Source organism: Burkholderia sp. 22088 (assembly GCF_052045915.1).
In the GTDB taxonomy this organism is placed as follows: domain Bacteria; phylum Pseudomonadota; class Gammaproteobacteria; order Burkholderiales; family Burkholderiaceae; genus Burkholderia; species Burkholderia cepacia.
This window is the reverse complement of record NZ_JBQEPY010000017.1, coordinates 146,112-166,081: the sequence shown is the minus strand read 5'-3', so window position 1 is coordinate 166,081 and position 19,970 is coordinate 146,112. Positions and strand designations below refer to the sequence as shown.

General features: G+C 67.8%; 20 protein-coding genes. 12 read left to right on the top strand and 8 right to left on the bottom strand.

Annotated elements, in window-relative coordinates:
• Positions 1-82 precede the first annotated feature (82 nt).
• The 5 genes from ACTJLD_RS29530 to ACTJLD_RS29510 form a co-directional block, all read right to left on the bottom strand.
• Complete coding sequence (locus ACTJLD_RS29530; protein WP_226255623.1) at positions 83-727, bottom strand: glutathione S-transferase family protein; 645 nt, start codon at positions 725-727, stop codon at positions 83-85.
• A gap of 119 nt (positions 728-846) precedes the next feature.
• On the bottom strand, positions 847-2,019 hold the full coding sequence (locus tag ACTJLD_RS29525) for a porin (RefSeq protein ID WP_440660298.1): 1,173 nt from the start codon (positions 2,017-2,019) through the stop codon (positions 847-849).
• A 242-nt stretch (positions 2,020-2,261) separates the two neighbouring features.
• On the bottom strand, positions 2,262-2,774 hold the full coding sequence (locus tag ACTJLD_RS29520; protein ID WP_060085843.1) for a DUF4262 domain-containing protein: 513 nt from the start codon (positions 2,772-2,774) through the stop codon (positions 2,262-2,264).
• A gap of 124 nt (positions 2,775-2,898) precedes the next feature.
• Entirely contained in the window at positions 2,899-4,752 is a 1,854-nt protein-coding gene (locus tag ACTJLD_RS29515) for an ABC transporter ATP-binding protein (protein ID WP_060349528.1), read from the bottom strand.
• 96 nt (positions 4,753-4,848) lie between these two features.
• Positions 4,849-5,868 carry an alpha/beta hydrolase family protein gene (locus ACTJLD_RS29510; protein ID WP_440660295.1) on the bottom strand — a complete coding sequence of 340 codons (1,020 nt, stop codon included), beginning with the start codon at positions 5,866-5,868 and terminating at the stop codon, positions 4,849-4,851.
• 159 nt (positions 5,869-6,027) lie between these two features.
• Here ACTJLD_RS29510 and ACTJLD_RS29505 point away from each other — a divergent pair, with 159 nt between their 5' ends.
• From ACTJLD_RS29505 to ACTJLD_RS29475, 7 genes are all read left to right on the top strand, one after another.
• Positions 6,028-6,624 carry a TetR/AcrR family transcriptional regulator gene (locus tag ACTJLD_RS29505; RefSeq protein WP_059693653.1) on the top strand — a complete coding sequence of 199 codons (597 nt, stop codon included), beginning with the start codon at positions 6,028-6,030 and terminating at the stop codon, positions 6,622-6,624.
• A gap of 177 nt (positions 6,625-6,801) precedes the next feature.
• Positions 6,802-7,368 (top strand): TetR/AcrR family transcriptional regulator, encoded by a 567-nt coding sequence (locus ACTJLD_RS29500; RefSeq protein WP_027792159.1) that lies wholly within the window; start codon positions 6,802-6,804, stop codon positions 7,366-7,368.
• Between the two features lie 223 nt (positions 7,369-7,591).
• On the top strand, positions 7,592-8,017 hold the full coding sequence (locus ACTJLD_RS29495) for an organic hydroperoxide resistance protein (RefSeq protein ID WP_059678157.1): 426 nt from the start codon (positions 7,592-7,594) through the stop codon (positions 8,015-8,017).
• A 58-nt stretch (positions 8,018-8,075) separates the two neighbouring features.
• Positions 8,076-9,110 (top strand): alpha/beta hydrolase, encoded by a 1,035-nt coding sequence (locus ACTJLD_RS29490; protein WP_124535082.1) that lies wholly within the window; start codon positions 8,076-8,078, stop codon positions 9,108-9,110.
• Between the two features lie 397 nt (positions 9,111-9,507).
• The gene (locus tag ACTJLD_RS29485) at positions 9,508-9,879 is read left to right on the top strand and encodes a CidA/LrgA family protein (protein WP_027792156.1); all 372 of its coding nucleotides are present in this window, start codon (positions 9,508-9,510) and stop codon (positions 9,877-9,879) included.
• Positions 9,876-10,610 carry an LrgB family protein gene (locus ACTJLD_RS29480; protein WP_048028849.1) on the top strand — a complete coding sequence of 245 codons (735 nt, stop codon included), beginning with the start codon at positions 9,876-9,878 and terminating at the stop codon, positions 10,608-10,610. Before ACTJLD_RS29485 ends, ACTJLD_RS29480 begins: the two co-directional genes overlap by 4 nt.
• 230 nt (positions 10,611-10,840) lie before the next feature.
• Positions 10,841-11,146, top strand: coding sequence for a hypothetical protein (locus ACTJLD_RS29475; RefSeq protein ID WP_027792154.1), 306 nt, complete (start codon positions 10,841-10,843; stop codon positions 11,144-11,146).
• A gap of 81 nt (positions 11,147-11,227) precedes the next feature.
• On the opposite strand, the gene wrbA is transcribed toward ACTJLD_RS29475, so the two are convergent.
• Together wrbA and ACTJLD_RS29465 are read right to left on the bottom strand one after the other, a co-directional pair.
• The gene (wrbA, locus tag ACTJLD_RS29470) at positions 11,228-11,830 is read right to left on the bottom strand and encodes an NAD(P)H:quinone oxidoreductase (protein WP_027792153.1); all 603 of its coding nucleotides are present in this window, start codon (positions 11,828-11,830) and stop codon (positions 11,228-11,230) included.
• Between the two features lie 61 nt (positions 11,831-11,891).
• Positions 11,892-12,617 (bottom strand): pirin family protein, encoded by a 726-nt coding sequence (locus tag ACTJLD_RS29465; protein WP_059693649.1) that lies wholly within the window; start codon positions 12,615-12,617, stop codon positions 11,892-11,894.
• Positions 12,618-12,745: 128 nt separating this feature from the next.
• Between ACTJLD_RS29465 and ACTJLD_RS29460 the strand changes: the two genes are divergently transcribed.
• The 3 genes from ACTJLD_RS29460 to ACTJLD_RS29450 all read left to right on the top strand — a co-directional run bounded on the left by ACTJLD_RS29460 (position 12,746) and on the right by ACTJLD_RS29450 (position 16,276).
• Positions 12,746-13,663: a LysR family transcriptional regulator gene (locus ACTJLD_RS29460; protein ID WP_021160675.1), complete on the top strand. Its 918-nt coding sequence runs from the start codon at positions 12,746-12,748 to the stop codon at positions 13,661-13,663.
• Between the two features lie 94 nt (positions 13,664-13,757).
• Entirely contained in the window at positions 13,758-14,879 is a 1,122-nt protein-coding gene (locus ACTJLD_RS29455) for a Fic family protein (protein WP_196486122.1), read from the top strand.
• A gap of 392 nt (positions 14,880-15,271) precedes the next feature.
• On the top strand, positions 15,272-16,276 hold the full coding sequence (locus ACTJLD_RS29450; RefSeq protein WP_440660290.1) for a lysozyme inhibitor LprI family protein: 1,005 nt from the start codon (positions 15,272-15,274) through the stop codon (positions 16,274-16,276).
• A 37-nt stretch (positions 16,277-16,313) separates the two neighbouring features.
• On the opposite strand, the gene ACTJLD_RS29445 is transcribed toward ACTJLD_RS29450, so the two are convergent.
• Positions 16,314-17,399: a LacI family DNA-binding transcriptional regulator gene (locus tag ACTJLD_RS29445; RefSeq protein ID WP_027792149.1), complete on the bottom strand. Its 1,086-nt coding sequence runs from the start codon at positions 17,397-17,399 to the stop codon at positions 16,314-16,316.
• A 241-nt stretch (positions 17,400-17,640) separates the two neighbouring features.
• On the opposite strand from ACTJLD_RS29445, the gene rbsK reads away from it, so the two are divergent.
• Positions 17,641-18,567: a ribokinase gene (gene rbsK / locus ACTJLD_RS29440; protein WP_440660288.1), complete on the top strand. Its 927-nt coding sequence runs from the start codon at positions 17,641-17,643 to the stop codon at positions 18,565-18,567.
• Between the two features lie 60 nt (positions 18,568-18,627).
• Positions 18,628-19,947, top strand: coding sequence for an MFS transporter (locus ACTJLD_RS29435; RefSeq protein ID WP_060085970.1), 1,320 nt, complete (start codon positions 18,628-18,630; stop codon positions 19,945-19,947).
• Positions 19,948-19,970: the final 23 nt, after the last annotated feature.

Below are 19,970 nucleotides of genomic sequence, written 5' to 3'. Positions count from 1 at the left end.
CGGCGGGCGTACAGGTTGGCACCCTACACCGTTGTTCTTACAACCATCCAACAAGCCGCCCCGCCGTTGGCGCGGCGCCCGCTCAGTCGAGCTTGCCGCGCAGGTCGTCGAACGGAATCATCACGTGCGTGCGATATGCGGGCCGCGCTTTCAGCCGTTCGTACCACGCTTGCACGTGCGGCAGGTCCGGCCGGGCGATGTCGAGCTCGAAATAGCGATACAGATGCGTGCCGGCCGCGATGTCGGCGAGCGTGAGCGTGTCGCCCGCGAGAAACGGTTGCCCGGCCAGCACCGCATCGAGCGTCCGGAAGTATTGCGCGCACTGCGCGATGCTTTGCTCGACGCGCGCCGTGTCGCGCTGCTCGGGCGGCGTCCGGTAGAAGCCCCGGAACACGCCGTTCAGGAACGTCGGCTGCAGCGTGGTTTGCGACCAGTCCATCCAGCGGTCGGCGCGCGACTGTTCGGCCGGACCGTCGTGCCAGAAACCGGGGCGCCCGTAACGCGCGGCGAGGTAGCGCAGGATGCTGTGCGATTCCCAGACGACCGTGCCGCCATCGTCGATCACGGGCACGCGCCCGTGCGGGTTCATCGCGAGAAAACCGGGCGTGTCGAGCACGCCGAACTGCCCGCCGGCCGGCACGTGCCGATGCTCAAGCGCGAGCTCGTCGACGAGCCACATCACCTTCTGGACGTTGAATGCATTGCGGCGCCCCCATACGGTCAGCATGCCGGCCTCCTTGTGTCGTGCGGAACTTGAACGCGGACAGTGTAAACGCCGCAGGCGCGCACCGCGGTGCGCGCCTGCCGGCTGTCGTCCGTCGCTGTCGTCGCCTGGCGGCGACGCGATCAGAACTTGTGGCGAATCCCGACGATCGCGAGTTCCTGCGTATCGGTGCCGGAGTTCACGCCGTACGAGCCGACCGACGCGGCGGCCTTCACGACCGCACCGTTCGCGTTGAGCGTGTTGCCGCTCGCCTTCTGGTAGCCGAACAGCGCATACAGGTCGGTGCGCTTCGACAGCGCGTAGTCCGCGCCGAGGTTGACCTGGTTGTAGTGCGCGGAAGACGGGCCCGTCAGCGACGTGTAGTTGTAGCCGACACCCGCGCGCAGCGCCGGCGAGAACTGCCAGTTGAAGAACGCGGAGCCGTTGTTGAACTTCGCGTTCTGGCTGAACGCCGACAGCGTGTCCGCGCCGTACTGCGTATTCGAATACGCGAGGCCGAAGGTGGCGGGCCCGGCCACGTACTGGCCGGCCACACGCACGATCTGGATCGACTTCGCGCTCGAGAAACCCTGGTTGATCACGGTGTTGAACAGCGTGTCCGAGCTGCTCGACCACGTGCGCACGCCGTTCGTGACCGAGGAGCCGCCGTTCGCGTAGAAGAAGCCGGCGCCGAGCGACAGCGGGCCGTTCGCGTAGCTTGCGCCGAAGCTGTACGTGCGGCCGCTGCCGGTGGCGCCCGCGACGCCGCCGAAGCCGTACAGGCCCTCGAACTGGAAGCCCGAGATCAGCGGGCTCGTGTATTTCACAGAGTTGCTGACGCGCAGGCTGTTGTCGTAGTTGTCGAGGTCGCCCGGCGTCGCGAACACGCCGCCGAAGTAGTTGTCCTGCGTGAGGCCCTGCACGAGGTCGACGACCGGATCGTACTGGCGGCCGAGCGTGACGGTACCGTACGTGCTGCTTGCGAGGCCGACGACGGCCTTGCGGCCGAATTCGCGTCCGCCCTGGCCGAGTGCGCCCGTGCCGATGTTGAAGCCGTTCTCGAGCTGGAACAGCGCGGCCAGGCCGCCGCCGAGATCCTCGGTGCCGCGCAGCCCCCAGCGGCTGCCCGACAGGTTGCCGCTGCTGAACTTGACGAGGCTCGACGCGTTGCTGCCGTTCGCGTTCTGCGCGTTGTGGACATAGGCGATGCCCGCATCGGCGATGCCGTACAGCGTGACGCTGCTTTGCGCGTGGGCGCCGGCGGCGAAGAGCGCGGCCGGCAGCGCGAGCAGTGCGAATGAACGGACTGGATTCATTGTTGGATTCCCCGTTGGTCGATTGGTCTGACGAGTCGGTGAACGATACGGACAGCACATCGTCGAGGGAACCAATAAATTGTCGGATCGTTATGAGGCGGCGCGGAGATGGATGCGCGCGCAACCGGCCGGTGGCCGGTGCATGGAGACGTTATGCGTCATACGCTGGATGAACGATGCGCACATGCGCATCGCGACGTCGGCTGCAGGGCGTTCACTGTGCGCGCGATCCTGCGCGCGGGTCAGTGGTGTTGGTTGCCGGCTCCGAACAGGCGCGGCTGCGCGGCGTTCAACGCGTCGTCCGCTTCCGGCTGCCACGGGAAAACTCCGTCGCGGTCGGGCCACAGCAACTGGACGCACGGGAACGCATCGTTGCCGTAGAACCAGCGGTTCCAGCCGAGATGGGCTTCGTAGTGCGCCTTCTCGACCGGCATCAGCAGCGCGTTCGCGTTGCCGAAGACGGAATCCGTGACCTCGCCGACCGGCGGCGGTGTGCCGGCTGCGACCATCCGGTAGACGTCCCACAGCACGTCATGGACGATGCGCGCCGGCATCGAGAACACGATGAGTTCCGGAAAACCGTGGTTGACCCACAGCCCGGTCGTGAAAGAAAACCCGGGTGCGTCCCCTTCCGCAAACACTTCCGTGCGAAACCACCCGTGCTGACGAATCCGCTGCACGAATCGCTGCTCGTCTTCCTCGAGCACCGAATCGGGCGCGTCGAGCGCGGTGGCGATATCCGGTCGCGTGGTCATGCGGGGCTCCTCGGGTTTGCGTCGGGCGGAGGGAAGCCGGGGGCTGACATCCCGCCGGCGGGAATGCGACCGTGGCCGAACCGGCCGGCGATCGCCGTGCGCCATGTTGCCACAGCGGTCCCGCCTACTGCTCCGCCTTCTCCACCTCCGCCGTTTCGCCGAGGAACCCGCCGCTCTGGTGCGCCCACAGCGCCGCATAGATGCCGCCGGCCTGCAGCAGTTGCTGGTGCGTGCCTTCCTCGACGATGCGCCCTTCGTCGAGCACGATCAGCCGGTCCATCGCCGCGATGGTCGACAGCCGGTGCGCGATCGCGATCACCGTCTTGCCGCTCATCAGGCCGTCGAGGCTGCGCTGGATCGCGACTTCGACCTCGGAATCGAGCGCACTGGTCGCTTCGTCGAGCACGAGGATCGGCGCGTCCTTGAGCATCACGCGCGCGATCGCGACGCGCTGCCGCTGGCCGCCCGACAGCTTCACGCCGCGTTCGCCGACCTCGACGTCGTAGCCGCTGCGGCCGTGGCGGTCGCGCAGCCGGTCGATGAATTCGGACGCCTCCGCGCGCACGGCGGCATCGTGCATCTCGCGCTCGGTCGCGTCGGGGCGCCCGTACAGGATGTTCTCGCGCATCGTCCGGTGCAGCAGCGACGTATCCTGCGTGACCATCCCGATCGCGCCGCGCAAGCTGTCCTGCGTGACGTGCGCGATGTCCTGCCCGTCGATCCGGATCGTGCCGCCGCCCACGTCGTAGAAGCGCAGCAGCAGGTTCACGAGCGTCGACTTGCCGGCACCCGAGCGGCCGATCAGGCCGATCCGCTCGCCGGGCCGGATCGTCAGGTTCAACCCGTCGAACACGGCACGGTCGTTGTCCTCGTGCGCGAACTGCACGTTGTCGAACACGATCCCGCCGCGCTGCACCGCGAGCGGCTTCGCATCGGGCGCGTCGACCACGCTGCGCACCTTCGTCAGCGTATTGATGCCGTCCTGGATCGTGCCGACGTTCTCGAACAGCTCGGTCATTTCCCACATGATCCAGTGCGAATAACTCGACAGGCGCAGCGCCATCGCGATCACCGCCGCGACGACGCCCGCGCTCGCCTCGCCGTGCATCCACAGATACAGCGCGAGGCCGGTCGAGCCGACCAGCAGCAGCGTCGACAGCAGGTGATTGACGATCTCGAACGCGCTGACGAGGCGCATCTGCGCGTCGCCGGTCGCCTTGAACGCTTCCATCGCGCGCCGCGCGTGGTCGGCTTCCCGTCGCGTGTGCGAGAAGAGCTTCACGGTCGTGATGTTCGAATACGCGTCGGTGATGCGGCCCGTCATCAGCGCGCGCGCATCGGCCTGGCGGCTGCCGACGGCGCCCAGGCGCGGCACGAAGAACGCACATGCCGCGCCGTAGCCGAGCGCCCACAGCGCGAGCGGGATCATCAGCCGCCAGTCGAAGCTGGCCGCGAGCGCGAGGATGCCGATCAGGTACGCGGCGACGCCGATCACGACGTCGACCGACATGAACAGCGCATCGCGCACCGCGAGCGCGGTCTGCATGATCTTGGTCGTCACGCGGCCCGCGAATTCGTTCGCGTAGAACGACAGGCTCTGGTCGAGCATCAGCCGGTGAAACAGCCAGCGCAGCCGCATCGGGAAGTTGATCGCGAGCACCTGGTGCTTGACCATCGTATGCAGCGCGATCAGCAATGCGCTGCCGGCGAGGATCGCCGCGAAAGCGGTGAGCGTGCCGAAGTGCCGGCTGCCGAAATCCGCCGGCGTCGCGGACGCGAGCCAGTCGACCACGCGGCCCATCATCGCGAACAGCGCGGCTTCGTACGCGGCCAGCGCGGCCGACGTCAACGCGATCAGCAGGATCCAGCTGCGCGCGCCTTTCGTGCACGCCCAGACGAACGAGAAGAATCCCCTCGGCGGCGTGACGGGATCTTCGAGCGGGAAAGTCGGCAGGCGCCGTTCAAACCACGAAAACATTGAAACCTCTCCTTGATGCGGCCACGCCTGCCGGCGCGGCCGTATTGCCTGTTTCAGGTGCGGCGCCTTCGCGGCGCCGCGGTACTGCACACGTGTTCACTGCGACCGGATCCACGCCTCGATCGGGGCGAGCGTGTCGGGCGCATACGCATGGCGGCCGAGCGCCATGTACAGCCATGTCTTCCACGTCGGCCAGTCGGACTCGAGCTGGTAGTCGAACCAGCCGGCGCGCAGCAACCCATGCGTCGCACCGGGCACGACCACCACGCGCCGGTCGGGCCGGTTCGCGAAGGCATGCGTGTAGGCAGTCGCCTCGTCGACCGGATCGACATTGCGATCCTGCGCGCCCCACACGGCCAGCACGGGCCCCTGCATCGCCGCGAGCGCCTGCGACGAATCCTCCAGGTAGTTGCGTGCGATGAAGCCGAAGCGGCGCGGCTCGATGTCGGGGCGCCGGCGCGGATCGGCGGGTATGTCCGTCCGGCCGAAGATTTCGTCGTTGTCGCGTCGCTCGGCGGCCAGTGTCGCATCGATTCGATCCGGCTGCAGGCCCGTTGCCTGGAGCTGCTGCCGCGTCAGGTAGGTGCCTTGCCGCCGCCAGCTGACGGCGCCGCCGACGATCACCGAGAACGCCGGCCGCACCGCATTCGCGACGCGCGGCACGACCCAGCCGCCTTGCGAGAAGCCGAGCAGGCCGATCTTGTGCGCGGGGCCGACGACGGCGCGCACGCGCGCCATCGCGGCGAGCGTTTCGTTTGCACGATCCTGCATCGATTGCGCGAGCCAGTCGCCGCCGCTGCGGCCGGTGCCCTGCTTGTCCCATGCGAACACGCCGATGCCGGCGTCGAGGAGGCTGTTGACGAGCGGCAGCATCGCGTCGTCGGAGAAGCGGGTGCGCGGCCCGTCACCGTGCACGAGCAGTACGATCGGCGCGCCGGGCGCATGGGCCGGCAGCGCGAGCGTGCCGACGAGGCCGGCGCCGTTGGCGCGGAACGTGAGCGACGATACATTCGCGCCCTTCAGCTCGAAGTCGGCGAGGCCGCGCAGCACGAGCGCACCGGCCGCGACGAGCACGAACAGGGCGAGCGCGATGCCGGCAATGACGATTCGTTTCAAGAGGCCCTCGGTACGGTGGCGTGAGCGGATGCCGCAGGCGGCATGTGCGGGGGCACGCTGCCTTGACGCCTGCAGGACGTCGCCACGATAATAGATCGATTAATCAGTCTAATAAAGATTCGAGTCATCGTCGAGTCATCGTCGAGTACGGAGTGCCTGTTGAGAAAGATCGATCCTGAAAGAGTGGAAGCGAAGCGGCGCCAGATCCTGGATGCCGCGATCGACTGTTTTGCGCGCGACGGCTTCCATGCGACGTCCACGGCCGCGATCTGCAAGGCAGCCGGCATGAGCCCCGGCAACCTGTTCCACTATTTCCCGACGAAGGCGGCGATCATCGAGGCAGTCGCGCAGGACGACCAGCGCGAGATGGCCGAACTGTTCGCGCGGTACGCGGACGCCGACGACGCGCTGGCCGCGATCGAGGAGATCGCACTGACGTTGATGGAACTGTCGAGCGATCCCGTCTATGCGCGCATCTGCGTCGAGACCGCGGCGGAGGCGACGCGCAATCCGGACGTCGCCGCGCTGTTCGCGGCGAACGAGGCGCAGGTGAAAGGGCGGATGGTCGCGCTGATCAAGCGCGGTGTGGCGCAAGGGAAGATCGACGCAAGCCTGAAGCCCGATCTTGTCGCGACGTGGCTGCTCGCGCTCGCGGAAGGCGCGGTTGGGCGCGTGGTGTTCGAACCGGGGTTCAAGCCGCGCGCGCATCGGGCGATGTTGCGGACGATCATTCAGCGGATGTTGAAGCCGCAGTGAGGATCGCGGGTCCGGCTTGACGCCCGCCCGGTTCGGGCGCAATGCGCCGCACCGAACCGGATGCGGGCATCCGGCGGCCATTGGCCGGCGAGCATGGACAAGGCGTTCGGTGCACTACGCATTGCGCCCTTAAAAAAGTCCTTGACTGTCTATCTATGAGTAGATAAAGTTCGCTCCATGGAAACGAAACCGACCGTCCGCGAACAGATTCTCGACCATGCGACCACGCTGATGATGCTGCGCGGTTACAACGGCTTCAGCTATCGAGACCTGTCCGACCTGGTGGGCGTGAAGACGTCGAGCATCCACTACTACTTCCCGTCGAAGGACGACCTCGTGCTGGAAGCGGTGGCGGCGTATAGCGACGAAGTCCTCTCGGCCATGCGGGCGATCGATCCGGCGTTGCCGGCCGACGTGAAGCTGAGCCTGTACACGAAGATGTTCGGCCGGACGCTCGGCGACGGCAACCTGATCTGCCTGTGCGGGATGCTCGCGGCCGACATTGAAACGTTGCCGGAGAATGTGCGACAGGCGGTGCAGGCGTTCTTCAAGGCCAACGAAAGCTGGCTGGCGGAATTGTTGAAGCAGGGTGCGCGGGAAGGCACGCTGCAGTTCAGCGGCGAGCCCGAGACGGCCGCGCGCACGTTGTACGCGGCGTTCCAGGGCAGCGTGCTGGCCAGCCGGCTGTTTCATACACGGGCGCGCCTCGAAGATGTCGAGGCCGTCTGGAAAAAGCGGTCCTGACGGAGCGCGCATGCAGTGAGGCGGTTCGCCGCCTTTTTATTGAATCTCACTGTCTATCTATAGGTAGATAGAGTTCTGGCGCAGATGGCTCGACCATCTGCATTTTTGGGGATGTTTATCTATCTATGAGTAGATAAATAAACGCGATGCGGGCAGCAAGGCTGTCGGCACGCGGTCCCCGGTTCGAAGGCTGTTTCATTCATTTGCTGAAAAGGAGTCTGTCATGTCGATCGAAAAAGTGCTGTACCGCGCCCATGCAAAAGCCACCGGCGGCCGTGACGGCCGTGCCACGGTGCCCGAGAGCAACCTCGACCTGAAACTGACCACGCCGCGCGAGCTCGGCGGCGCGGGCGGCGCAGGCGCGAACCCCGAGCAACTGTTCGCCGCCGGCTACAGCGCGTGCTTCATCGGCGCGATGAAGTTCGTCGCGGCCCGCGACAAGATCGCGATGCCCGCGGACGCTTCCATCGAAGGCAGCGTCGGCATCGGCGCGATCCCGAACGGCTTCGGCATCGAAGTCGAACTGACGATCTCGCTGCCGGGCCTCGATCGCGACATCGCGCAAACGCTGATCGACCGCGCGCACGTCGTGTGCCCGTATTCGAACGCGACGCGCGGCAACATCGACGTCACGCTCACGCTTGCCTGATCAGTCGCACTGCGAATCATCCATCGTCATTTACCGCCTGAAGCCAAGGAACACCATCATGAAGATCGTCAAGCCGCTGCTGATCGCTGCCGCCGTCGCCGCTGTACTGTCCGCCTCGACCACCGCATTCGCCGCCGGTGCCGATACCGTCCGTCCCGATACGGCGACGAGCACTTTCCTCGCCGCGCTGAACGGCCAGAAGGGCCCGGGCCTCGAAACGCTGAGCCCCGCGAAGGCGCGCCAGGTGCTGGTCGACGCGCAGAACGGCACGAAGGTCGATCTGTCCGGGATCGACGTGTCGAACCGCACGATCGAACAGGACGGCCTGTCCGTGCCGGTCACGATCGTCCGCCCGCAAGGTGCGACGGGCACGTTGCCGGTGTTCGTGTTCATCCACGGCGGCGGCTGGGTGCTCGGCGATTTTCCGACGCATGAACGCCTCGTTCGCGATCTCGTCGTGCAATCGGGGGCCGTCGCGGTGTTCGTGAACTACACGCCGTCGCCGGAAGCGCATTACCCGGTCGCGATCAACCAGGCGTATGCGGCGACGAAGTGGGTGGCCGCGCACGGCGCGGAGATCGGCGTCGACGGCAGCCGCCTCGCGGTGGTCGGCAACAGCGTCGGCGGGAACATGGCGGCCGTGGTGGCGCTGATGGCGAAGGACAAGGGTGGCCCCGCGATCCGCTTCCAGGGGCTGATGTGGCCGGTCACGGACCACAACTTCAACACGGGTTCGTACAACGCGTATCAGCAAGGGCACTTCCTGACGCGGCCGATGATGAAGTGGTTCTGGGATGCCTATACGAAGAACGAAGCGCAACGCAACGAGATCTACGCGTCGCCGCTGCGCGCAAGCACCGCGCAGTTGAAGGGCCTGCCGCCCGCGCTGATCCAGGTCGCGCAGTTCGACGTGCTGCGTGACGAGGGCGAAGCGTACGGCCGCAAGCTCGACGCGGCCGGCGTCGATGCGACGACCACGCGCTACGACGGCACGATCCATGATTTCGGTTTGCTGAACGCGCTGGCCGGCGACGCGCCGACGAAGGCCGCGACGAAGGCGATGGCGAATGAACTCGCGACGCGACTGAAGTAAGCGACGGGTTCGCACTCGCGCTGCCCGTGAGGCCGGGCAGCGTAAGTGCATATGACGACGAGGCGGGCGCATGCCCGCCTTTGTTGCGTGCGGCGCGTGAACCGGGCGAACGTGTCGGCCTGCAACCCGCACGTCCCGCACGCCCCGATCGCCCGCGATTTTTCGTCCCGGTTCGGCAGCACGAGCTCCGTCGCGAATCGCGCCGCATCGTCGGCTTCGCGTGGTGCTTCACGGCGTGCCCGCGACCACCCGCATCGTTGGCCCCGGCGCCCGCTGGGCCCCGCGCCGCGGGCATTGTTGGTACGATCGCGCGTATCGTCCACGCCGGCGCCGCAAGCCGCCGGCCATCGGTCGCGCGGCCGTACGACAGCGCGGCCTCGTTCGGGAGAAGCGTTTCATGCTGCAGGCGTTCGCGGTCTTGCTGACCTTCCAGTGTCTCGGGGAAGGCGTGTCCTACCTGTTCGGCCTGCCGGTGCCGGGCCCCGTGATCGGCATGCTGCTGCTGTTCGGCTTCGTGATGCTGCGCCCGCAAGTGGCCGACACGATCGAGCCAACCGCGCTCGAGCTGTTGCGCCACCTGTCGCTGCTGTTCGTGCCGGCCGGCGTCGGCATCATGGTGTCGGCCGATCGCGTGCGCGGCGATGCGCTCGCGGTCGTCGTCGCGCTGGCCGTCAGCACCACGCTCGCGATCGCCGTGACGGCGCTCGTGACGCGTGCACTGCTGCGGCGCCAGCGGCGCGCGGGCGATGCGGTGGAGGGCACGCAATGACGGCCTTCCCGAAACTCGGCGCGATCTGGGTCTATCTCGCCGCGAGCCCGCTGCTGGGCCTGACCATCACGCTGATCGCGTATCTGTTCGCGCAGGCCGTCTATGCGCGGGCGCGCTTCAACCCGCTCGCGAACCCGGTGCTGATCGCGGTTGCGCTGATCGTCGTGCTGCTGACGATCACGCACACGCCGTACCCGACGTATTTCGAAGGCGCGCAGTTCGTCCACTTCCTGCTCGGCCCCGCGACCGTCGCGCTCGCGCTGCCGCTGTACCGCCAGTGGTCGAAGCTGCGCCGCGCCGCGGTGCCGCTGCTGGTCGGCCTGCTCGCGGGCTCGCTGACCGCGATCGTGTCGGCGGTGGGCATCGCGGCGCTGTTCGGGGCGTCGCACCAGACGATCGCGTCGCTCGCGCCGAAATCGGCGACGACGCCGATCGCGATGGCCGTCGCGGCGGAAATCGGCGGGATTCCGTCGCTCACCGCGGTGCTCGTGATCTCGACCGGGATCTTCGGGGCCGTGTGCGCGCGCGGGATCCTCAACGCACTGCGCGTCGACGAACCGGCCGTGCGCGGGTTCGCGCTCGGCGTCGCGTCGCACGGGATCGGCACCGCGCGCGCGTTCCAGGTCAGCGAGGAGGCCGGCGCGTTCGCCGGGCTCGGGATGGGATTGAACGGCGTGCTCACCGCCTTCGTCGTGCCGGTCCTGCTGCCGGTGCTGTCGCGCTGGATCTGAGCGCCGGCCGGGCCAGGCCTGGTTATCGGTTTCCCTGATGGCGCGGGCGACGCGCCGGAACGACGGCGTACGCGGTGCCCACGTATCGTTGCCGTTATCGGGAGAATTCAGGAACGCACAAGGACAAGTACATACTGTTCGGCTAACGTTGCATCGGCGCCGTTGTCGCAAGCGGTCGTGTGCGCGCCGGTGTTCTATCCACAATCAACAATCGACAAGGAGGTCCGGCCATGAAGAAGTCTCGCGTGGTTTCGGTGGCAGTGGCAGTAACGGCGTCGTTCGGTCTGCTGTTGGCAGCCGCGCCGGCGGCATATGCGCAGGATCCGGCGTCCGCGCCGACGCAGAAGCAGATCGACAAGGCGCAGAAGAAGGCGGCCCGCAAGGCCGCCCGGGCGCGTCACGCGTCGGACCTGAAGGCGATCGGCACGGGCAGCGGCTACCGGCTGACCAACGACCAGAGCAACTACCCGCAGAACGCCGCGCAGAAGGCGCCCGCGACGAAGGCGGCGCCCGCCGCTCCGGCGTCGGGCCAGTAACGGCCGGGCCTGGGCACAGCGCATACGGCGCCGGGTCGACCGGCGCCGTGTGCGCGTGTGCGGGGCCGCGAAGGCGGCCTGTTACGACGCGAGCTTGCTGGCGAGTTCCGCGACGTGCTTGCCTTGATAGCGCGCGATGTCGAGCTCGTTCGCGCTCGGCTGGCGGCTGCCGTCCGCGCCCGCGAGCGTGGTGGCGCCGTACGGCGTGCCGCCGGTGATTTCGTTCATGTTGACGAGGCCGCTGCACGCATACGGCACGCCCACGATCACCATCCCGTGGTGCAGGAGCGTCGTGTGGAACGACGTGATCGTCGTTTCCTGGCCGCCGTGCTGCGTGCCGGTCGACGCGAACACGCTGCCGATCTTGCCGACGAGCGCGCCCTTCATCCACAGGCCGCCGGTCTGGTCGAGGAACGTGCGCATCTGGCCGGCCATGTTGCCGAAACGGGTCGGCGTGCCGAAGATGATCGCATCGTAGCCGGGGAGTTCGTCCACGGTCGCGACCGGCGCAGCCTGGTCGACCTTCACGCCGATCGCCCGGGCCTGGTCGACGGGAATCGTTTCCGGCACGCGCTTGAGCGTGACCTCGACGCCGGGCACCGATTTCGCGCCTTCCGCGATGTGCTGCGCCATCGTTTCGACGTGCCCGTAGGACGAGTAATAAAGAACGAGTACCTTGGCCATGTTGCGAATCTCCGATTAAAAGGGCCCCGCGTTCAGCGGGGCCCGGTTTCCCGAACGGGCTTTATGCCCACTCGGCCGTTACTTCGACCGGACGCAGGTCGAACACCAGCACTTCGGCATCCTTCCCGTCGGCGAACGTCAGCGTCCGTTCGTCGCGGATGCGCACGCCGTCGCCTTCGCCGAGCGTCACGCCGTTGACCGACACGCTGCCGCGTGCCACGTGCACGTACGCAAAGCGGTCCGGCGCCAGTTCCAGCGTCGCGCGTTCGGCGCCGTCGAACAAGCCCGCGTAAATCCGCGTGTCCTGCCGGATCTTCAGCGAACCGGCGTCGCCGTCCGGCGATACGACGAGGGCGAGCTTGCCGCGCTTGTCGTCTGCGGTGACATTCGTCTGCTGATAGCGCGGCTCGGCACCCTTCTCGGCCGGCCCCACCCAGATCTGCAGGAAGTGGACCGGCAGTTCCGGCGAGTGGTTGAACTCGCTGTGGCGCACGCCCGTGCCCGCGCTCATCAGCTGCACGTCGCCCGGCACGATCACCGAGCCGGTACCCATCGAGTCCTTGTGTTCCAGCGCGCCGTCGAGCACGTACGACAGGATCTCCATGTCGCGGTGCGGGTGCGTGCCGAAGCCGCGGCCCGGCGCGACGCGGTCGTCATTGATCACCAGCAGGTCGGAGAAGCCGACTTGCTTCGGATCGTAGTAATTCGCGAACGAAAACGAATGACGGGAGCTGAGCCAGCCATGCTCCGCACGGCCACGTTGGTTTGCTGCACGGATTTCGATCATGATTTTTGTTCCTCAAGACGCCGGACCTCGGAAGTGGGACCGGCCGTTCGTTGAGGTGAATCTTAGGTCAATCGATTTGACAAATAAATGGCTGTAGAGATAATGACTGTCGCTATGGAGTGGACAATATGGAAATCAACGACCTGAGGATCTTCGTCGCGACGGTCGATGCGGGCAGCTTCACGGCGGCGGCCGATCAACTGATGCTGTCCAAGCAGTTCGTCAGCCGGCGCACGATGGCGCTGGAGGCGTCGCTCGGCGTGCGGCTGTTGCACCGGAACACGCGCAACCTCGCGGTGACCGAATCGGGGCAGGAGTTCTATGCGCGCGCGCAGCGGATCCTCGCGGAAATCGCCGACGCCGAGCAGGCGATGTCGGTGCGCAGCACCGAGTTGCACGGGTCGCTCAAAATCAGCGCGCCGCTGTCGTTCGGGATCACGCACGTGTCGCCGCTGATCGCCGAATTCCTGTCCGCGCACCCGGCCGTGCGGCTGAACCTCGACCTGACCGACCGGCGCGTCGACCTGATCGGCGAGGGCTTCGATCTCGTGCTGCGGATCGGCTCGCTCGAGGATTCGACGTTGATCGCCCGCCCGCTGGGCGCGTGGCGGATGGTCGCGTGCGCGAGCCCCGCCTATCTGAAGCGGCAGGGCACGCCGCAGACGCCGGCGGATCTCGCCGGCCACACGTGCCTGCTGTACGGGCGCGAGCGGCGCATCGGCTGGGAATTCCGCGTCGACGGCGCGGCGCGCACGTTCGACGTGCAGGGGCCGCTCGTCGCGAATAACGGCGAAGTGGTGCGCGACGCGGCGATCGCGGGGCTCGGCATCGCGCTGCTGCCGCACTTCATCGTCGGCGCGGCGCTCGACAGCGGCGCGCTCGTGCCGGTGCTCGACGCGTATGCGCCGTCGCCGATCACGCTCAACGCGGTGTTCCCGCAGCATCGGGAAGGATTCGTCACGCTGCGCACGTTCATCGGGTTTCTCGCGGAACGGCTCGGGGAGGCTGCGCCCGCGGCGAAGGGCGGGGCGGGCCGGGCGCGGTAGCGGGCCGGTTTGCGGGGAATGGAGGCTTTATTCTCCGCATGATTTGCGGAGAATGTTGAGCCATGCGGTGAATCGGTGGGATAATCTCCGCATCATGAGCGGAGATTACACCTTCATCTGGGCGTCGGCCGACTGGCCCGCATGGCGCTTCGACCTGCCTGCACTGGCAACGCCACTCGCCGACGTCAGCCGTGCGCAAGGCATGCTGGCCGGGCGGCTGGCGGACGTCGGCCTGGCGCTGCGCGACGAGGCCAGCCTGGCCGCGCTGACGGAGGATGTCGTCAAGACCAGCGCGATCGAGGGCGAAAGCCTGAACGTGGCATCGGTGCGGTCGTCGATCGCACGTCGGCTCGGGGTCGATATCGGCGCGCTGGCGCCGGTCGACCGCCACGTCGAGGGCGTCGTCGACATGGTGCTGGACGCGACCACCCATGCGGCGGCGCCGGTCACCGAAGCCCGTCTGTTCGGGTGGCATGCGGCGCTGTTCCCGACCGGCTACTCGGGGATGTCGCGGATCACGGTCGGTGGCTGGCGCACGGATGCGACCGGGCCGATGCAGGTCGTGTCGGGGCCGATCGGCCGGCAGCGCGTGCATTTCGAGGCGCCGCCCGCCGCGCGCCTCGCCGACGAAACCGGGCGCTTTCTCGCCTGGCTCAATGCCGCGCCGGTCGAGCCCCTGCTGATCCGGGCCGGTCTGGCCCACCTGTGGTTCGTCACGCTCCATCCGTTCGACGACGGCAACGGCCGCATCGCGCGCGCGCTCGGGGATCTGGTCCTGGCGCGTGCCGACCGCAGTCCGCAACGCTTCTATAGCCTGTCGGCGCAAATCCAGCGCGAGCGCAACGCGTATTACGACGTGCTGGAGCGTACGCAGCGCGGTTCGCTCGATGTCACGGAATGGCTCGCGTGGTTTCTGACCGCGCTCGGCCGGGCCATCGATCACGCGCATGCGACGCTCGATGCCGTTCTGGTCAAGGCGCGCTTCTGGCAACGATGTGCCGGCGTCGCGATGAACGAGCGTCAGGCCAAGGTCATGAATCGCCTGCTCGACGGCTTCGAGGGGAAGTTGACGAGCACCAAGTGGGCGGCGCTCGCGAAGTGCTCGCAGGATACGGCGCTGCGTGACATCACTGAACTCGTCGAGCGCGGCGTGCTGCAACGCTCGTCGTCCGGCGGCCGGAGCACGAGTTACGAGCTGGTGCCGTTCGACGGCTGACCGCTGTATTGCGTCGGCCCGCAGATCCGGAAGGCCGGCAGGCGCCACAACGCGATCACGCTGTGCGGCCTGTGCAAGGGGCACCACGCGAGCCGCGGGCTCGATTGATCGTTGCGTGCGCATCGATCATTTCAGTCGATGCCGCCATGCAAGCCGCATTGCGCGACGGTTGCGCCGACATCGAACGTCGATTGATCGGCGTCGCGCATTCGGGTTAGGCTTCGGCGAGCCACGGCATGCGCTCCATGCCGGGCCGGGCGTTTTTACCCCGAATGCCGCGTGCAGGTAGCTTCTACAGGCGCGCGATCCAGCGACGATCCAAGCCGATGATCCTCCAGAACCAATTGAATGCTCGCGTGAAAACCGCGATTTCCGCCGGCGATGCATTGCACATGCGTGTGCGATCCGTCGCGGCGGCCGCGCTGCTGACGCTGTTGCCGACCGCCGCGCACGCGGCCGGCTTCGACTGCGCAAAGGCCGCTTCGTCAACCGAGAAGACGATCTGCGCGGATGCCGCGCTGTCGAAGCTCGACGGCGACCTCGCGGCGGCGTGGAAGCAGGCGCTCGCGAAAGGCGGCGATACGGCCGCGCTGAAGGCCGCGCAACTGAAGTGGCTCAAGCAGCGCGACCGGTGCGGCGCCGACGAATCGTGCCTCGGCGACCGCTACCGCGAACGGCTCGCGAGCCTGAACGGCAGGCCGCTGGCCGCCGATCGCTGGCAGCAGACGTGGTACATGAAGAGCGCCAACCCGTCGTTCGGTGGCGTGCTGACGTTCACCGGCACGCCGCCGCGACTGCATTTCGAGCTGGCCGGCAACAATGGCGCGAATACGGGCGGGCTCGACGGCGACATCGTGCTGCACGGCGACGTCGGCACCTACCGCAAGGACAAGTGCCGGCTCGAGTTCGAACGGAAGGGCGGACGCGTCGGCATCACGCAACACGGCGCGGATTCCGACTGCGGGGCCGGCATGGGTGTCTTCTACGGCGGCGAGTACTTGACTGCGTCGCAGTTCCAGGCCGCGCCGGCGGCCGACCTGCTGAGCCTCGAGGTCGTCGCCGACCCGACGCAGAACGCGACCGCGCACAAGCTGCTCGGCGCCGATTACCAGACGCTCGTCGACACCGCCAATTACAGCACCGACGAAAAGGACCTCGACGGGCTGAACGCGCACGTGACGTCGTACTGGGTGCGCGGCATCGCGACGACGAACGCCGCGATCGTGATGCGCCGCGGCAACGATCTGTGGATCGGGCTGCTCGTGTTCGACGCGCAGAGCAACGTCCGGATGCGCTATTACTCGAACGTGCCCGCGTGGAAGAAAACCGTGCCGAAGACGATCCAGGCGTGGCACGACAATCTCGACAAGACGCTGCCGGTCGACGTGATGCAGTGACGAGTGGGCCGGGCAGCCGAAGCCGCCTGCCACGGCTTCATTTCTTTCCCGCTGCGCGCGCGTGCGCCGGTGGCGCAGCCGATCCCCGCGTACGCAATTCGGGCAGGACGGCATGACCGGGCCCCGTCGCGCCGTTCTCGAGCGCATCGAGCAAGGCCTGTGCGGCCTGGCGCCCGATCGCGTCGGTGTCGACCCACATCGTCGTCAGCGGCGGCTGGATTTCGCGCGCGAGCGCGACGTCGTCGAACCCGGTGATCGACAATTGCGCGGGCACGTCGATGCCGAGCGCCTGCGCCTCGAGCAGCGCGCCCAGCGCGAGCGCGTCGTTCCCGCAGATCACGGCTGTCGGCCGCGTCGCCGCATCGCTGTTCGCGATCGCGCGCAGGCTCGCCCGCCCGAAGGCGATCGTGGCCGCGCCCTCGTGCTGATGGACGGGACGCACCGCGAGCCCGCGCGCGGCGAGCGTGTCGTGAATGCCGCGCAGGCGGGCCTGCACGCGGTCGTTGTCGGCCGACGGCTGCATGATGATCGCGAAATCGCGATGGCCGAGATCGAGCAGGTGGGTGGTGAGCCGCGCGAATGCCGCGCGGTTGTCGAAGCCGATGCAGCAGTGCGGGCTGTCGTCGCGATACGCATAAGTGACGACGTACGGCACGCGGTGCATCGCAAGGAGTTCGAACAGTTCCGGCGGATACGCTTCGCCGACCAGCGACACGGCCTCCACGCCGCGCGACAGCATCGCGCGCACCTGGGCCAGCGCCTGCGCGGGATCGTAATTCGAGCAACCGAGGAACAGCGTGATGCCGTGCTCGGCCATGACCGTCTGCATGCCCGCGACCTGCGACGCGAACACCTGGTCGTCGAGTGTCGGAATGATCGCGCCCGTGATGTGGGTGCGCGTGGACGCGAGCGCGCGGCCCGCCGCATTCGGAATCCAGTTCAGCGCGCGCGCCGCGTCGCGCACGCGCTGCTGCACGTCGGCCGACACCTTGCCGGGATCGTTGTACACACGCGAGACGGTCGCGGTCGATACGCCGGCCAGCTTCGCGACATCGCCGAGCACCGAGCGGCCGCTGCCGCGGCGCGCCCGGGGCGCGCCGGCACGGGACGGAGGCGTGCTCATCGGCCGGCTCCCGGCGGGGCGGCAGTGACGGCGCCCCGCGTTGTCAAATGCGTCATTGTTTACCCTCGATTCGTGGTGGCGCCGCTTGCATTCCCGCTCGACCCTGTGAGAATGTAAGCGCTATCTTGGCGTGCTTCCGCATTATGTCAGACACATATTCTATCCATATCGTGAGATTTTCATCGACGACGGCCGATTCGGCCATTTTGTCCGCTGCGAATGTAAGCGATTACATTGCAAAATGAGCGATATCCTTTCACCGCGCATCGCCGTCGTCGGCAGCGTGAACATCGACCTCGTGACGCGCGCGCCGCGCCTGCCGGTGCCGGGCGAGACGCTGCTCGGCACGGACTTCCAGACCGTTCATGGCGGCAAGGGGGCGAACCAGGCGGTCGCGGCCGCGCGGCTGGGCGCGTCGGTCGCGATGATCGGCTGCGTCGGCGACGACGCGTTCGGTGCGCGCCTGCACGATGCGCTGGCGGCCGAACGCATCGACGTGACGCACCTGGGCCGGATCGGCGGCACGGCGACCGGGGTGGCCACGATCACGGTCGACACGGGCGGCGCGAACAGCATCGTCGTCGTGCCCGGCGCGAATGCGCGCCTCGACGCCGACCGGATCGACGCGGCGCGCGATGCGATCGCCGAGGCCGCGCTGCTCGTGTGCCAGCTCGAAGTGCCGGTTGCCGCCGTCGCGCGCGCCATCGCCTGTGCATCCGCGCACCACACGCCGGTGCTGCTCAACCCCGCGCCCGCGCAGCCGCTGTTCGACGCGCTGCTGGCACGGGTCGACTACCTCGTCGTCAACGAAACCGAAGCCGAATCGCTGACCGGCATCGCCGTCGGCGACGACGCATCGGCCGTGCGCGCCGCCGATGCGCTGTGCGCGAAGGGCGTCGGCAACGTGCTGGTGACGCTCGGCGCGCGCGGCGTCTGCTGGCGCGGCGGCGCCGGTAACGGCCGCCTGCGGGCGATGACGGTGGCCGCCGTCGATACGACCGCGGCCGGCGACACGTTCGTCGGCGGATTCGCGGCCGCCCGCGCGGGCGGCGCGTCGATGGACGACGCGATCGGCTTCGGCCAGCGCGCCGCCGCGATCAGCGTGACGCGCCACGGCGCGCAGACCTCGATTCCGACGCGCGACGAAGTGGCGCGCCTCGAACCCTGAATGCCGCATCAGACGGACAGGCCGGAACCGGCCGATACCAGTGACATGGAGACAACCGCAATGAACGAAACCCCGACCGTCCCGCCCGCACCGCCGCGTATCCGGCGCGGGCAACGCATCGCGCTCGCGCTGTTGATGGCGAGCGGCATCGTCAACTACCTCGATCGCGGCACGCTGGCCGTCGCGAGTGCGGCGATCCGCGGCGATCTCGGCTTGTCGCTCGCGCAGATGGGGCTGCTGCTGTCGGCCTTCTCGTGGAGCTATGCGCTGTGCCAGTTTCCGGTCGGCGGGCTCGTCGACCGCATCGGGCCGCGCCGGCTGCTCGGCGTCGGGCTGATCGTCTGGTCGTTCGCGCAGGCGGCGGGCGGCATCGTGTCGACTTTCGGCTGGTTCATCGTCGCGCGCATCGTGCTCGGCATCGGCGAGGCGCCGCAGTTCCCGTCGGCCGCGCGGGTGGTGAGCAACTGGTTTCCGCTGCGCGCGCGCGGCACGCCGACCGGGATCTTCAACGCCGCGTCGCCGCTCGGTACCGCGCTCGCGCCGTTGCTGCTGTCGATCCTCGTCGCGTCGTTCGACTGGCGCTGGGCGTTCATCGCGACGGGGGCGCTCGGCCTCGTCGTCGCCGTCGTCTGGTTCGCGCTGTATCGCGATCCGGTGCGCGCGCAACTGTCCGCCGCCGAGCGCAACTACCTCGATGCCGACGCGCAAAGCGTGGCCGCGACACCGAAACTGACGTTCGTCGAATGGCGCAGCCTGTTCTCGCACGGCACGACCTGGGGGATGCTGATCGGTTATTTCGGATCCGTGTACCTGAACTGGGTCTACCTGACCTGGCTGCCGGGCTACCTGACGATGGAACGCCACATGAGCCTGATCCGGACGGGCTTCGCCGCGTCGGTGCCGTTCCTGTGCGGGTTCGTCGGCTCGCTGGTGGCCGGCTGGGTGTCGGACCTGATTACGCGCCGCAGCCGTTCGCCGGTCGTGAGCCGGCGCAATGCGGTGGTGGTCGCGATGCTCGGGATGGTCGTCTTCACGATCCCGGCCGCGCTCGTGCAGAGCAACACGGTGGCGCTCGCCTGCATCTCGGTCGTGATCTTTCTCGCGAACGCGGCGTCGGCCTGCTCGTGGGCGCTCGCGACGGCGGCCGCGCCGCCGAGCCGCGTCGCGTCGCTCGGCGCGATCCAGAATTTCGGCGGCTTCGTCGGCGGTGCGCTTGCGCCGATCCTGACGGGCATCATTGCGCAGAAATGGTCGTTCGTGCCGGCGCTGCTGACCGCGGCGGCGATCGCGTTCGCGGGTGCGATCGCCTATCTGCTGCTGGTGCGCAAGCCGATTCCCGAGCAGGCCGCGAACGCCGCGCCCGGGCCGTTGCCCGCGTGAGCCTACCCCCCGCATTCACTGAA